We start from the raw sequence: 12,858 nt of genomic DNA on the forward strand, positions 1-12,858 counted from the left end.
CCGCGGTCGCGGCATCGAAGGGGATCGGCGAGACTACTCGCCCGGCCCCCGCCGGGGCGAGGCATTAACGCGGGGACTCCTACCCTGTGCGCATGTCGGTGGTGCAGGAGGTCGGGTCCGGTCGGCTCTCGTGGCGCTCGGTCGGGATGGGGATCTTCTCGGTCCTCTGCCTCGCCGTGGGGCTGTGGGCGACCGTCACCGTGGCGACCGCACGGGTCGACGTGGCTGCCGCCCGCTCGGCGACCGAATGCGCGTCCGCCGATCGGGTGGACGGCTGCCTGAGGCCGGTGCCGGGGCGCGTGACCGAGAGCCGTCGGGGCTACCGCGGGCTCAGCGAGCGCTACCGCTTCGTGCCCGACGACCCGGCCGTGGACGACGCGTTCGTGCGCTTCTCCGGGGACGAGAGCTTCGAGGAGCTGCCCCCGGGACTCGCGGCGGTCGTGTCCGGGGAGCACGTGACGGGCCTGGCGTGGGAGGGCGAGATCGTCGCCTTCGACGCCGCCGGCGAGCGGGTGTGGACGATCGGCTACGAGGCCGGCGGCTGGACGGCGCGGGTCTGGGCGGGCGTGCTGTTCCTGTCGCTCGGCGTGGTCGGCCTGCTGGGCCTGCGTCGCTCCCGGGGACGGGTGGCGGGGTACGTCGGCCTCGGGCTGGTCGGCGCGATGATGGGCAGCATCGTTGCCTTCGCGATCCCGACCCTGGAGGCCCAGGTCGTCGAGGTGGTGGTGATGGTGCTGGTCTTCCTCGGCCTCGGACGCTGGGCGCGGGCGCGCGCGGCACGTCGGGGAGAGCTCGCGCCGATGTCTACGGTGGACCCGTGAAGACCCCCCTGACCCGCTGGGTGCTCCAGTACGCCGTGGCCGCGGTCGCGTTCTGCGTGCTCGACCTGGTGTGGCTCTCCTTCATCGGCAAGGACCTCTACGACGAGCGGCTGGGGTCGCTCCTCGCGGAGGAGCCCGACGCGGGCGCGGCGGTGCTGTTCTACGCACTCTTCGTGGCCGGCCTGGTGCACTTCGTCGTCCGGCGGGCGGGATCGCTGCGCGGGGCAGTCCTCGACGGCGGCTTCTTCGGGCTGGTCGCCTACGCGACCTTCGACCTGACCGGCCTCGCCGTGCTCCGGGACTTCCCGGTCACGGTGGTGGTCGTCGACCTGGTGTGGGGCACGTTCCTGGCCGGCGTCGTCTGCGGCCTGGCCTACGCGGTGGTGGCCGCGCTGCCCTCGCGGGTCACCTGACGGGGCGGGGTCATCGCCCACCGGATCGTCCCCGTCGCCGCGGCCCCGAGCGCGCGCACGACGGTGCGCTCCGACACCGGCAGGTAGGGCAGCCGCAGCGGCTTGCGGGTCCAGCGCGGCATCAGCGCGATCGCAGCGGCCACCAGCACGCCGTACGGCGCCTTCGCGGCCAGCGGCAGCGGCGGCTTGAACAGCAGGTAGGAGATCGCCTCGCGGGCGTCCTCGGTGCCGCGCAGCTCGGGACGGTACGCCGCCAGCGCCTCCTGCAGCTCGGCCTCGGTGGTGGGCGGGTCGATGACGCCGAGGCGGCGTGCGACCTCGGCGGTCTGGGCGACGTAGGTGTCGCGCCCGGCCTGGTCCAGCGGCTCCTTGCCGTAGACGGTGTGGGCGAGCAGGAAGCTGTCGACCTCCGCGACGTGCACCCACGCGAGCAGGTGCGGGTCGGAGGCGGCGTACGGCGTGCCGTCGTCCATGGTCCCGGTGACGCGCTCGTGGATGGCGCGTACGACGTCGACCGCCTGCTGTGCGTCCTCGGCGTGGCCGAAGGTGGTGACGGCGAGGAACCTGCTGGTGCGGGCCAGCCGTCCCCACATGTCGCCGCGGAAGCCGGAGTGCTCGGAGACCGCGCGCATCGCGGCCGGGTGCAGCGTCTGCAGGAGCAGCGCCCGGATGCCCCCGACGAACATCGAGGCGTCCCCGTGCACCCGCGCGATCGGGCTGTCGGGCTCGAACCACCGGGGCCCGGGGCGGCCGTGGATCCGGTCGCGGTGCTTCGCGCCGTCCGGTCCCGCGACGCGCAGGAACAGCGCCTGGCCGAGCCGTTCACGCGCCGTCCGTACGGCGTCCATGCCGGGAGGAGTCACCCACTCATGGTGACGGACCCCTCCAAGCCCGCCGAGTCGGCGCTCCTTGACGCGGGGGATGCGCCGAGTCGGCGCTCCTTGACGCGCTCAGGCCCGCCAGGTGCGCAGCCAGATGGTGTGCGGCGACTCCACCAGCGCCTTGAGCGACTCCTCCGAGACCGGGTCGACGGCATCGGTGACGACGTACCCCTGCTGGCCGCGGGTGGAGAGGTACTGGCCGACGACGTTGTCGCCCTGGTCCGCGAGCACCTGGTTCACGCCCGCCAGCACCCCGGGGATGTTGTGGTGCAGGTAGCCGACCCGGAACCCGCTCTCGAGCTCGGGCGCCTGCACCGCCGGCAGGTTGACCGACAGGGCGGTCTGGCCCTGGTTGGCGAAGCCCGCGAGCTTGCCGGCCACGAAGTAGCCGATCTCCTCCTGCGCCTCCTGGGTGGAGCCGCCGACGTGCGGGGTGAGGATCACGTTGTCGAGGCCGCGCAGCACCGAGGTGAACTCGTCGCCCTGCTTCTTCGGCTCGACCGGGAAGACGTCGAGCGCTGCGCCGGCGATGTGGCCGGAGAGGATGTGCTCGCGCAGCGCGACGTCGTCGACGACCATGCCGCGCGAGGCGTTGATGAACAGCGATCGCGGCTTCATCTTGGCGAACTGCTCGGCGCCGAAGAGGCCGGCGTTGCCGGGGCGGCCGTCGACGTGGATGCTCACGACGTCGGCCTCGGCGAGCAGCTCGTCGAGAGTGCTCACGCGTCGGGCGTTGCCGTGGGCGAGCCGGTCGGCGGTGTCGAAGAAGATGACCCGCAGGCCCATCGCCTCGGCGAGGTTGGACAGCTGGGTGCCGATGTTGCCGTAGCCCACGATGCCCAGGGTGCGCCCGCGGACCTCGTGGCTGCCCTTGGCCGACTTGTCCCACACGCCGTCGTGCATGCGCAGGGTCTTCTCCGCGAGGCGGCGGGCCAGCACGATGATCTCGCCGATCACCAGCTCCACGACGCTGCGGGTGTTGGAGTACGGCGCGTTGAAGACCGCGATCCCGCGCTCGGCGGCGGCGTCGAGGTCGACCTGGTTGGTGCCGATGCAGAAGCAGCCGATCGCCAGCAGGTCGGGGGCGTTGTCGAGCACGCGCGGGGTGATCGTGGTGTTGGAGCGGATGCCGAGGAGGTGGACGCCGGGCAACGCCGCGACCAGCTCGTCCTCGCTGAGGGACCCCGGGCGCAGCTCGACCTCGAACCCTCGGGACTCGAGGATCTCGACGGCGATGGGATGGATGTTCTCGAGCAGCAGCACCTTCACCCTCCCCAGCCTAGGAGCCCTCCGCGCCTCCCCACGAAACGTCGCCACGCCGTGGACAACCACCACAACCCGTCGAGTCGGCGCAAGCTCGCCGCGAAAACAGGTCGAGTCGGCGCAAGTGCAGGCTCAGGACGGGTCGAGTCGGCGCAAGCTCGTCGCCGGGACCCGCGAGCTCCGGGCTCAGCGAGCGGTGGGCAGGCCGAGCAGGTCGGCCTCGCGCTCGACCAGGGCGTCGAACAGGGCCTCCGCGGGATCGAACCCGCCGACGAACTGCCCGTTCAGCTCCAGGGTGATCACGCCCACGACCCGCGAGAACGCCCCGACCAGCGCCAGCATCGTGGGCCGGTCGACGTCGAGCTCCAGCGCCGATGCGGTGGTGTCGAGCTGGGCGGCCAGGGAGCGGCCGATGGGGCGTACGACGGTCGGCTCGGCCCCGGTCGCCGCCGAGCAGAACGCGTGGACCACCCGGCCCGCCGGTGCGATGGTGTCGGTCGGGGCGGCGTACCCGGGGATGGCGGAGCCGTAGATGAGCGCCCAGCGGTGCGGCTCGGTCGCCGCCCACGTCCGCAGGACCCGGCAGGTCTCGACCCAGCGTCGCCACGGCGCCCGGGCCGAGGTCGCTGCCTCCTCGAGGCGCGACCCGAGGTCCTCGTAGGCGTCGACGATCAGCGCGGTGATCAGGTCGTCGCGGCTGGCGTAGTAGCGGTAGATCGCGCTCGAGACCAGGTTGAGCTCGCGGGCGATGGCACGCAGCGACAGCGTGCTCGCCCCTGACTCCGCGAGCTGCGTGAGCGCCAGCTCCTTGATCCGGGCGATGTTCTCGCTGCGGGCGACCTGGCGTGGCGTGGGTCCCTTCGGCATGCGCCCAGTGTGGCAGATCAGTGATCACTTCTCACTGTTGTGAGCACCGCTCTTGCTTTCTAGTGAGGGTGGGTGCATGCTGACGACATCGAACAGAGAGCATCGCTCACATTTGGAGGAGTCATGAACAACCGCACCACTGTCACCGCCGGTCTCGCGATCGCCGGCGTCGCCCTCGCGGCGTACCCCGCCCTGCGTCCCTACGGACCTGAGGCCGGCCTCGCCGGTGCCACCGACTTCGGTGCGACCGCCTGGCTGGTCGCCCACGCGCTGGGCATGCTCGGCTTCGTCGCGCTCGCGTTCACCCTGCGGGCGGCGGCGGTCCAGCCGCCGTGGCGGTGGAGCGGCCGCCCGGTCAGGGAGGCCGAGACGCGTGCCTGGCTCGCGGTCGCGCTGCTGCTGCCCTACTACGGAGCGGAGGCCTACGGGCTCAACGAGCTGGGCCGCTACGCCAGCGACCACAACGACGCCGGAGTCCTCGACGTCGCCGACGCCTTCCGGTACGCCCCGTTCGAGATCACCACGTTCACGCTCGGCCTGTTCGCGCTGCTCCTGGTCGGGGGCCGGCTGGCCCACGGCATGTGGCGGACCGGCCGGGTCGGCCGGATCGGCGGGCTGCTGGCCGGGCTCGGCCTGGCGACCTACCTGCCGCAGTTCTTCGGGACGCCGGAGCTGCGGATGGCCCACGGCCTGGTGCTGGGGCTGGGGCTGGTCCTGATGGCGGTCGCCACCGCCCGCACCGGCCCGGTCCAGGAGTCCGTGGACGCTCGCCGGCACGAGCTGGCCGCCTGATCCCCTCGCTCGCGCCGGACGTCATACGAGCTGGTCGCCCGAACAGCGACCTCGTACGACGTTCCGGCGGGCGTCATACGAGCTGGTCGCCTGAAGAGCCACCTCGTACGACGTCCGCGACCACCCGGGCGCCGCTCGCGACGGCCCCGTCAGGCGGGCAAGTCCTCCGCATCGACGATCCGGTACGCGTAGCCCTGCTCGGCGAGGAAGCGCTGCCGGTTCTGGGCGAACTCCGCGTCCACGGTGTCACGCGACACGATCGTGTAGAAGTGCGCGGTCTTGCCCTCCTCCTTCGGCCGCAGCAGCCGACCGAGGCGCTGGGCCTCCTCCTGGCGGGAGCCGTAGGAGCCGGAGACCTGGATGGCGACCTCGGCGGAGGGCAGGTCGATGGAGAAGTTCGCGACCTTGGAGACCACCAGCAGCCCGATCTCCCCGGAGCGGAAGGCGTCGAAGAGGCGCTGTCGCTCCTTGACCGACGTCTCGCCCTTGATCACCGGGGCGTCGAGGGCCTCGGCGATCTCGTCGAGCTGGTCGATGTACTGCCCGATCACCAGCGTCGGCTGGCCGGGATGGGACTCGACCAGCTCGCGGACCACGTCGATCTTGTGGTGGGTGCACGAGGCGAGCCGGTAGCGCTCGTCCGCCTCGGCGGTCGCGTAGACCAGCCGTTCGTTGGTCGGCAGCGTCACCCGGACCTCGACACAGTCGGCCGGTGCGATCCAGCCCTGGGCCTCGATGTCCTTCCACGGGGCGTCGTACCTCTTGGGCCCGATCAGCGAGAACACGTCGCCCTCGCGGCCGTCCTCGCGCACCAGCGTCGCGGTCAGCCCGATCCGGCGCCGCGCCTGCAGGTCGGCGGTCATCCGGAAGATCGGCGCCGGCAGCAGGTGCACCTCGTCGTACACGATCAGGCCCCAGTCGCGTGCGTCCAGCAGCTCGAGGTGCGGGTAGACGCCCTTCCGCCGCAACGTCAGGACCTGGTACGTCGCGATGGTGACCGGCCGGATCTCCTTGACCGCGCCGGAGTACTCCCCGATCTCGTCCTCGGTCAGGGACGTACGACGCACCAGCTCGTCCTTCCACTGGCGCGCCGAGACGGTGTTGGTGACCAGGATCAGCGTGGTCGCCTGGGCGTGCGCCATCGCGGCCGCGCCGACCAGGGTCTTGCCGGCGCCGCAGGGGAGCACGACCACGCCGGACCCGCCGTGCCAGAAGGACTCGGCCGCGTCGCGCTGGTAGTCGCGCAGGTGCCAGCCCTCCTCGAACAGCGAGATCGGGTGCGCCTCGCCGTCGACGTAACCGGCGAAGTCCTCCGCCGGCCACCCGAGCTTGAGCAGCGCCTGCTTGAGGTTGCCGCGCTCGGAGCCGTGCACGACGACGGTGTCGGCGTCGATCCGGTTGCCCAGCATGCCGGCGACCTTCTTCGCGCGCAGCACCTCCTCGAGCACCGGCCGGTCGTTGCTGACCAGCACCAGCCCGTGGGTGGGGTGCTTCTCGAGGCGGAGCCGGCCGTAGCGCGACATGGTCTCGGCGACGTCCACGAGCAGCGCGTGCGGCACGGCGTACCGGCTGAACTCCAGCAGCGTGTCGACGACCTGCTCGGCGTCGTGCCCGGCCGCGCGGGCGTTCCACAGCCCCAGCGGGGTCAGCCGGTAGGTGTGGATGTGCTCCGGGGAGCGCTCGAGCTCGGCGAACGGCGCGATCGCCTTGCGGCAGTCTCCGGCCCGCTCGTGGTCGATCTCCAGCAGCAGGGTCTTGTCGGACTGGACGATCAGGGGTCCGTCGTTCATCGGGGTCCCCGCGTCGGTGTGAGCGCTGCGAGCGGTTGCGTGGGGGCGATCTTCACCCGACGATCCTACGGAGCGCCCCCTATCCTCCTGCTCGGGCCGGAGACGGCCCAGGGGTCGGCAGTCGCTCGGGAGGTCGGATGGCGAAGCGGCAGCGGCGGGTGCGCCATTGGTCGTTCTGGCGCAAGGCGTTCTGGACCCGGCCGGCGTTCCTCGTGGTGTACGCCGTGTGCGCGCTCGCGACGGTGCCGTTCGCCGCGCGCGCCGCGGTCGACGCGATCGGCGCGGAGCACGCCCTCGACTCGGGGCGGATCTGTGCCGAGGGCGAGACCGGGCACTGCCTCGAGCGAGTGACCGGTCAGCTGCACGGCCCCTTCTCGCAGCGCAGGACGGTCAACGACGAGTGGAGCCTGCACCGGGGGGAGCACCGGGTCGACGGCTTCGAGGTGGGCCCACGTGCATCGTCGCGGCTCGATGCCTGGGGCGACGCAGAGATGACCGCGCTCCTCTACCGCGGCCAGGTGGTGGTCGTGGAGACACCGGACGGGCACTCGATCACCACCACCCGTGAGGGAGCGCGGGGCGCCGTGCAGGCAGGCTGCCTGACCCTGATCGCCCTCGGGGCGGCGGCCGGCCTGGGGCGCTACGCGAGGAAGAAGGCGCGCACGATCGGCGGCTGGTGGCGGGTCGACGGGCCGGCTGCGGACCCTGCCGACCTCCCGGTCGCACTGGTCGTCATGCCGCCCGCCTGCTGCTTCGTGCTGATGCTGTTCGGGGCGCCCTGGTGGGGGGCGGTGACGGCGGTGGTGACCCCGCTCCTGGCTGGGGCGCTCGCCGTGTGGCGACCCTGGCGTCGCCCGGTGCGCCCGCGGCACGCCCGCCCGGCCGACTGATCGGTCGGCCGATCGACTGACTGGGGCTACTGCGCGACCGCGGCCGGGGGATCGGTGGGCGTCTCGGCCGAGACCAGCTTCTGGCGGGCGCGGTACGCCGCCACGTTGGCCCGCGAGGAGCACCGGTCGGAGCAGTAGCGCCGCGACTGGTTCGGCGAGGTGTCCACGAACACGTTGGTGCACGGGGACGCCGAGCAGACGCCGAGCCGGGTCGGGCCGACGTCGCAGACCAGGGTGGCCAGGCCGAGCAGCGACTCACCGATGAGGAGCTCGGCGACGCTCGCGGACTTGGTCGCCACGTGCATGTGCAGGTCGTGGTGGTCGTGGTGGGCGATCCGCGGGGTGATCGGGTGTCGGACCATCAGCTCGTTGAGTCCCTCGACGACACCGTCCACGTCGCCGGCCTCGCCGGCCTCGAAGACGGGACGCAGCTCGCGCTGGAACTTCCTCAGCAGCATGCAGTCGCGGTCGGTGCACTGCTCGTGCAGCCACTCGCGGCCGGAGAGGTGGCCGACGAGCGCATCGACGTCGGTGATCTCCGTGTTGAGGAGACCGGCCGACTGCTCGGCGTACCTGAGGAAGTCCACGTCTCGAGTCTACGGACGCTCGTCTACGGGATTGACCACGGTGATCCGGTGCACGGCGAAGGTGCGTACGTCGTCGCTGCGGTGGTCGTGGGCGGTCAGCCAGCCCCCCTCCACCTTGAGCGGGTCGACGATCCGCTCGGTGCTGGTGCCGTGGTTGTCCACGTAGCCGATCAGCACGGTCGTCCCCGCCTCGATGGCCTCGCGCAGGGCGGTCAGGGAGCCGCTCGGGGTGAGCGTCGCGGTCGGCGAGGCGGGGGCCGAGGCCGCGGCACGGTCGCCGGAGCGCACCGCGTTGACGACCTGGGCGACCTGCGCGCTCTGGTGGGCGGCCCGGACCGCCGGGCCCCGGCGGTCCTTCGGCGTACGGGCACGGAGCAGGTCGGGCCGGGCGACCCGGACCGTCCCGTCGGCGGCCTCGACGACGGGCGCGGCGCCGAGGTCGCGCAGTCGGGGCAGCAGCACGTCGAGCGGGGTGTCCGAGATCAGCACGGTCGGCGCGATCCGGCGCAGCCCCAGGGTGCCGGCCTTCGGGTGGTGCAGCAGCTCGGTGAGCGCGGCCTCGTCGTCGGCGCGCAGGAAGGCCTCCGCGTGGCCGACCCGCACGGTGCCGAAGGTGCGGGCGGTGTCGTCGACGAGGTAGGTCAGCGGCTGGGGGACCGGGGTCCGCGACACCGAGGCCAGGAAGTCGTGGATCTCGACCGCCGACCAGCCGGTGTCCAGGGCCCGGCGCACCGACGTCGGGGTGAACCGGTAGACGGTGGCACCGCCGCGGGACTCGACGTCGGCCAACAGCTGCAGGGTCCGGGCCAGCGGGGACTCCAGGGGGCCGGGGGCCACCGCGGTCAGGTCGGCCTGGACGAGCACGTGGTCGACGGGGTCGGGCAGCAGCGCCGCGAGCGCCGCGACGGCCGGGACGGTGTCACCGGAGAGCAGCGCCCGGGCGTACGACGCCATCCCGCCGAGCCCGGTCACCCCGAGCACCGACGCCTCCTGCGCCGCCCAGGCGACCTGGTCGTCCCGGCCGCGCGGGCGCCGCGGCCGCAGCCACGCCACCCGTCGCACCAGCGACGGCACACCGGTGCCGGTGGCGAGCACCTGTCCCGGCGGCAGCGCGGCGAGCTCGTGCAGCGCCATCCGGCGGCTCTCCACCTGGGTGACCGAGGCCAGCTCGGGGGCGAGGGCGTTCCACGCCTTGCCGGCGGCGTCGCGGCTGCCGACCAGGCCGGGCATCCGGGGGCTCTCGAGCCAGGCGCGTACGACGTCCGCCCAGCGCTCGGCCACGGGGCGGGCCACCCAGGCGTCGAACGCGTCGGTGGGGATCCAGACCGGGTTGCCGTCGCCGTCGGACCCGGTCGCGAGCAGTCCGGCGGCCTGCGCGACCTCGACGACGAGGGCCGCGGTCGGCTCGTCGACGTGCAGCGCGGTGGCCGTGGCCCTGAGGTCGCGCACGCCCAGCCCTCCGCTGCGCAGCGCACCGGGGGGCTGGGTGCCCCAGTGGTCCAGCAGCAGCTCGAGGCGCCGCACCGCCTCGAAGGCGGCGCCGGCCGCCGCCCGGTCCACCAGGGCCCGGTCGCGGTCCGAGGTGAGCAGCTCCGGCAGGTCGTCGGCCGGCTCGCGCGTCGTGCGCCCCCCGCGCAGCGCGATCCCCACCTCGCCGGGCACCACCACCAGGCCGCTCCCGCGGGGCACCAGCAACCGGCGGGCGAGCAGCTCCTCGGGCGGCGTACTCGCCTCCTCGGGGAGCACGCTGTGGCGGGCGGTCCCGGTGGTCGCCTCCCCGCCGTTGTCGGCGACGTGCTCGAGCAGGGCGCGGGCGGGCTCGGAGAGCTCGGCCAGGAGCTTGTCGACCTCGGCCCTGCCACGCGGCTGGGCCGAGACCGGACGCAGCCCGCTGACGCCCCGGTCGGGGCCGCCCGCCAGGCCGTCGGCCACGCCGCTCAGGGGTCGCAGGCCCTGCTCGGACTCCCACACCAGGGCCAGGTCCACCAGTCGCTCGGCGGCGGCGTGGACCCGGGCCGGAGCGGCGCTCACGACGCCGGCGAGTTCGGATTGGGTGGTTTGGCCGACGACGACGAGGGCATCAAGCACAGAGAGCTCGAGCCGGCTGAGGTGGTCGAGCGCACGCAGCAGCGATGAGCGAGTGGCGGCACGAGACGCCAGCTGGCCGAAGTCATGAGGGGCGGGAGTGGCGAGATCGGGACGCTCGACCAGGAGCCGGGACAGGCGATCGTCCGGCCAGGCACGCAGCTGGTCGGCCAGGGTGCGGAAACCCTCACGGCGGGCGGACGATCCGGACATCCCTCCCACGCTACCCGGCCGGTCGCCGGGTGCAGGCCGTACGCTCCTCCCCACCCAGGAGGTGGGATGACTCAGGCGATGAAGGTCGAGCTGCACCACGGCGCGGCGACGGACGTCGGGCTGGTGCGTGAGGTCAACGAGGACTCGTTCCTCGCCACGCCCCCCGTGTTCGTGGTCGCGGACGGCATGGGCGGCCACGACGGGGGCGACGTCGCGAGCGCGATCGTCGTCGAGGAGTTCGGCCGGCTCGCCGACGAGGGCTACGACCCCCGTCGTGGCGCCGAGGTGGTGGCCAGCACCTTGCAGACCTGCCAGGACCGGATCATGGAGTACGGCGCGGCGCAGCGTGCGCGCGGCGCCCGGGGGTTCCACGCCGGGACGACCGCAGTGGTCGCGCTGCTGGTGGAGGACGACGGGGGACCGCAGTGGCTGCTGGCCAACCTCGGTGACTCCCGGATCTACCGCTTCCTCGACGGGAGGCTCGAGCAGGTCAGCGTGGACCACAGCGTGGTCCAGGAGCTGGTCGACGCCGGTGCCATCACCGCCGACGACGCCGCCACCCACCCCGAACGACACGTGATCACCCGCGCCCTGGGCGGTCCCGACCGGGCCGAGGCCGACTACTTCCTGCTGCCGCTGCCCTCGGTCGAGCGGCTGCTGCTGTGCTCCGACGGAGTCACCGGGATGATCGAGGACTCGGTCATCGAGGAGATCCTCGGCCGCACCGACGACCCCCGGGACGCCGCGGACCAGATGGTCGCGCAGGCGGTGCGGGCCGGCGGCAAGGACAACGCGACGGCGGTCGTCGTGGATGTGGTGGGATTGATGACCGAGAACTCCTACGACTCCGAGCGCCAGCGGGTGAGTCTCGAACAGAAACTGGGGGCCCTGCCGTGAGCGACGTCCGCGACCCGATCACCCGCTCCTTCCGGACCGGCGACTGGTTCGGCATCTTCGGGGCGAACGCCACCGTGATCCTGCCGCCCTCGGAGAAGGCGCGCGTGGGAGCGCTGTGGGAGATGGTCGACGACGGGTCCGGCTTCGACGAGACCCTCGACGCGCTGATCGCGACCGGGCTGCGCGACCTGCCCGGCTTCGTGCTGGTCAGCGAGTCCGAGGGCGAGACCAAGGTCGTGCTGCGCGGGGCCGCCCACGCCAGCTTCACCGCCGGCGGCGAGGAGGTCGAGCTGGACGGCTCGGCTGCCACCACCTGGGTCGAGCGCTCGCTGCGCGGGGTGACGCGGATGAGCGTGCGCGTCGCCGACGAGGACGCGGAGGGCGAGGACCTGTGCCTCGCCGAGGGACTGGTCCGGCTCTCGCGGGTCGACCAGCCACCGCGGGCTGCCACCGTCACCCCGGCCCTCGAGCCCGTGGCCGCCGAGCCGGTGGCCGCCGAGCCGGTGGCCGACGGGCCGGTGGACCAGCCGCGTCCGGTCGAGGAGCCGGTCGTGCTCGCGCCGGTCCCCGACCAGCCCCTGGTCGCCGAGCCCGCGCACGAGGAGCCCGCGCACGAGGAGCCCGCGCACGAGGAGCCCGCGCACGAGGAGCCCGAGGTCGACGAGGAGGCCACGCAGGCCGTGCCGTTCCTCGCGGGAGTCTTCGGCGACCCGGAACCCGCGGATCCGCTCGAGGAGACGTACGACGACGAGCCGACCGGGGAGCCGATCGCGGAGCCGGTCGCGTGGGCGCCGCCCCCGTCGGCCCCGCCCTCCGCGCCGCCGTTCGGTCCGCCCACGACTCCGCCGCCCATGACCCCGCCGACGACCCCGCCGCCGCCGGTCCCGTCCTCCGACGAGATCGACCACGACGGGATGACCCGGGCCGGGGGCTGGGACCCCGGCCAGTTCGCCCGGCAGCAGCCCGGCATCCCCGGCCAGCCGCCGGCGCCCAGCGTGACGTCCCGGCCGGTCGCCCGGCTGGTGTTCTCGAGCGGGGAGACCGTCGAGGTCGACCGCGCCGTCCTGGTCGGCCGGGCCCCGGAGGCCCGGCGGTTCACGTCCACCGAGCAGCCGCGCCTGGTCACCGTGCCCAGCCCCAACCAGGAGATCTCCTCGACCCACCTGGAGATCCGTCCCGGCTCGGGCGCCGACCACGGGTCCGCGGTCGTCACCGACATGGGCTCGACCAACGGCACCGTCCTGGCCCAGCCCGGCCTGCCCCCGGAGGACCTCCAGCCCGGCATCGCGGTGCAGCTCATCCCGGGTGCCGTCGTCGACCTCGGCGACGGTGTGACCATCCAGGTCACCAACCCCTGAC

The 12,858-nt window shown here is 73.3% G+C and carries 12 protein-coding genes; 6 read left to right on the top strand and 6 right to left on the bottom strand.

Annotated elements, in window-relative coordinates; all coding sequences use genetic code 11:
* Window positions 1-92 precede the first annotated feature (92 nt).
* Both ACZ43H_RS23390 and ACZ43H_RS23395 read left to right on the top strand, forming a co-directional pair.
* Window positions 93-821: a hypothetical protein gene (locus ACZ43H_RS23390; protein WP_464586814.1), complete on the top strand. Its 729-nt coding sequence runs from the start codon at window positions 93-95 to the stop codon at window positions 819-821.
* Entirely contained in the window at window positions 818-1,234 is a 417-nt protein-coding gene (locus tag ACZ43H_RS23395) for a DUF2177 family protein (protein WP_464586816.1), read from the top strand. Before ACZ43H_RS23390 ends, ACZ43H_RS23395 begins: the two co-directional genes overlap by 4 nt.
* Here the strand turns inward: ACZ43H_RS23395 and ACZ43H_RS23400 are convergent.
* The 3 genes from ACZ43H_RS23400 to ACZ43H_RS23410 form a co-directional block, all read right to left on the bottom strand.
* Window positions 1,195-2,097, bottom strand: a complete 903-nt coding sequence (locus ACZ43H_RS23400) for an oxygenase MpaB family protein (protein WP_464586818.1) — start codon at window positions 2,095-2,097, stop codon at window positions 1,195-1,197. The two genes, ACZ43H_RS23395 and ACZ43H_RS23400, sit on opposite strands and share 40 nt — an antisense overlap.
* Before the next feature lie 87 nt (window positions 2,098-2,184).
* Window positions 2,185-3,384, bottom strand: coding sequence for a phosphoglycerate dehydrogenase (gene serA / locus ACZ43H_RS23405; RefSeq protein ID WP_464586820.1), 1,200 nt, complete (start codon window positions 3,382-3,384; stop codon window positions 2,185-2,187).
* Window positions 3,385-3,564: 180 nt separating this feature from the next.
* Complete coding sequence (locus ACZ43H_RS23410; protein ID WP_464586822.1) at window positions 3,565-4,245, bottom strand: TetR/AcrR family transcriptional regulator; 681 nt, start codon at window positions 4,243-4,245, stop codon at window positions 3,565-3,567.
* Window positions 4,246-4,368: 123 nt separating this feature from the next.
* On the opposite strand from ACZ43H_RS23410, the gene ACZ43H_RS23415 reads away from it, so the two are divergent.
* The gene (locus tag ACZ43H_RS23415; RefSeq protein WP_464586824.1) at window positions 4,369-5,037 is read left to right on the top strand and encodes a hypothetical protein; all 669 of its coding nucleotides are present in this window, start codon (window positions 4,369-4,371) and stop codon (window positions 5,035-5,037) included.
* 149 nt (window positions 5,038-5,186) lie between these two features.
* Here ACZ43H_RS23415 and ACZ43H_RS23420 read toward each other — a convergent pair whose 3' ends face one another.
* On the bottom strand, window positions 5,187-6,827 hold the full coding sequence (locus ACZ43H_RS23420; RefSeq protein ID WP_464586826.1) for a DNA repair helicase XPB: 1,641 nt from the start codon (window positions 6,825-6,827) through the stop codon (window positions 5,187-5,189).
* A 137-nt stretch (window positions 6,828-6,964) separates the two neighbouring features.
* Here ACZ43H_RS23420 and ACZ43H_RS23425 point away from each other — a divergent pair, with 137 nt between their 5' ends.
* Window positions 6,965-7,717, top strand: a complete 753-nt coding sequence (locus ACZ43H_RS23425) for a hypothetical protein (RefSeq protein WP_464586828.1) — start codon at window positions 6,965-6,967, stop codon at window positions 7,715-7,717.
* Window positions 7,718-7,743: 26 nt separating this feature from the next.
* On the opposite strand, the gene ACZ43H_RS23430 is transcribed toward ACZ43H_RS23425, so the two are convergent.
* Both ACZ43H_RS23430 and ACZ43H_RS23435 read right to left on the bottom strand, forming a co-directional pair.
* On the bottom strand, window positions 7,744-8,304 hold the full coding sequence (locus ACZ43H_RS23430) for a CGNR zinc finger domain-containing protein (protein ID WP_464586830.1): 561 nt from the start codon (window positions 8,302-8,304) through the stop codon (window positions 7,744-7,746).
* Between the two features lie 9 nt (window positions 8,305-8,313).
* Complete coding sequence (locus tag ACZ43H_RS23435; protein WP_464586832.1) at window positions 8,314-10,602, bottom strand: helicase-associated domain-containing protein; 2,289 nt, start codon at window positions 10,600-10,602, stop codon at window positions 8,314-8,316.
* 66 nt (window positions 10,603-10,668) lie between these two features.
* On the opposite strand from ACZ43H_RS23435, the gene ACZ43H_RS23440 reads away from it, so the two are divergent.
* Both ACZ43H_RS23440 and ACZ43H_RS23445 read left to right on the top strand, forming a co-directional pair.
* Entirely contained in the window at window positions 10,669-11,499 is an 831-nt protein-coding gene (locus ACZ43H_RS23440) for a PP2C family protein-serine/threonine phosphatase (RefSeq protein WP_464586834.1), read from the top strand.
* A complete protein-coding gene (locus ACZ43H_RS23445; RefSeq protein ID WP_464586836.1) occupies window positions 11,496-12,857 on the top strand; it encodes an FHA domain-containing protein in 1,362 nt (453 codons plus the stop codon). The genes ACZ43H_RS23440 and ACZ43H_RS23445 overlap by 4 nt, the downstream gene beginning before the upstream one ends.
* Window position 12,858 lies beyond the last annotated feature (1 nt).

The sequence above is a fragment of the Nocardioides sp. DN36 genome (genome assembly GCF_055380375.1).

Bases quoted from the DNA above. Each gene is read 5' to 3' on its own strand.
- ACZ43H_RS23390 (WP_464586814.1), top strand. From the start codon at position 93: ATGTCGGTGGTGCAGGAGGTCGGGTCCGGTCGGCTCTCGTGGCGCTCG.
- ACZ43H_RS23410 (WP_464586822.1), bottom strand. From the start codon at position 4,245: ATGCCGAAGGGACCCACGCCACGCCAGGTCGCCCGCAGCGAGAACATC.
- ACZ43H_RS23415 (WP_464586824.1), top strand. From the start codon at position 4,369: ATGAACAACCGCACCACTGTCACCGCCGGTCTCGCGATCGCCGGCGTC.
- ACZ43H_RS23420 (WP_464586826.1), bottom strand. From the start codon at position 6,827: ATGAACGACGGACCCCTGATCGTCCAGTCCGACAAGACCCTGCTGCTG.
- ACZ43H_RS23425 (WP_464586828.1), top strand. From the start codon at position 6,965: ATGGCGAAGCGGCAGCGGCGGGTGCGCCATTGGTCGTTCTGGCGCAAG.
- ACZ43H_RS23435 (WP_464586832.1), bottom strand. From the start codon at position 10,602: ATGTCCGGATCGTCCGCCCGCCGTGAGGGTTTCCGCACCCTGGCCGAC.
- ACZ43H_RS23440 (WP_464586834.1), top strand. From the start codon at position 10,669: ATGACTCAGGCGATGAAGGTCGAGCTGCACCACGGCGCGGCGACGGAC.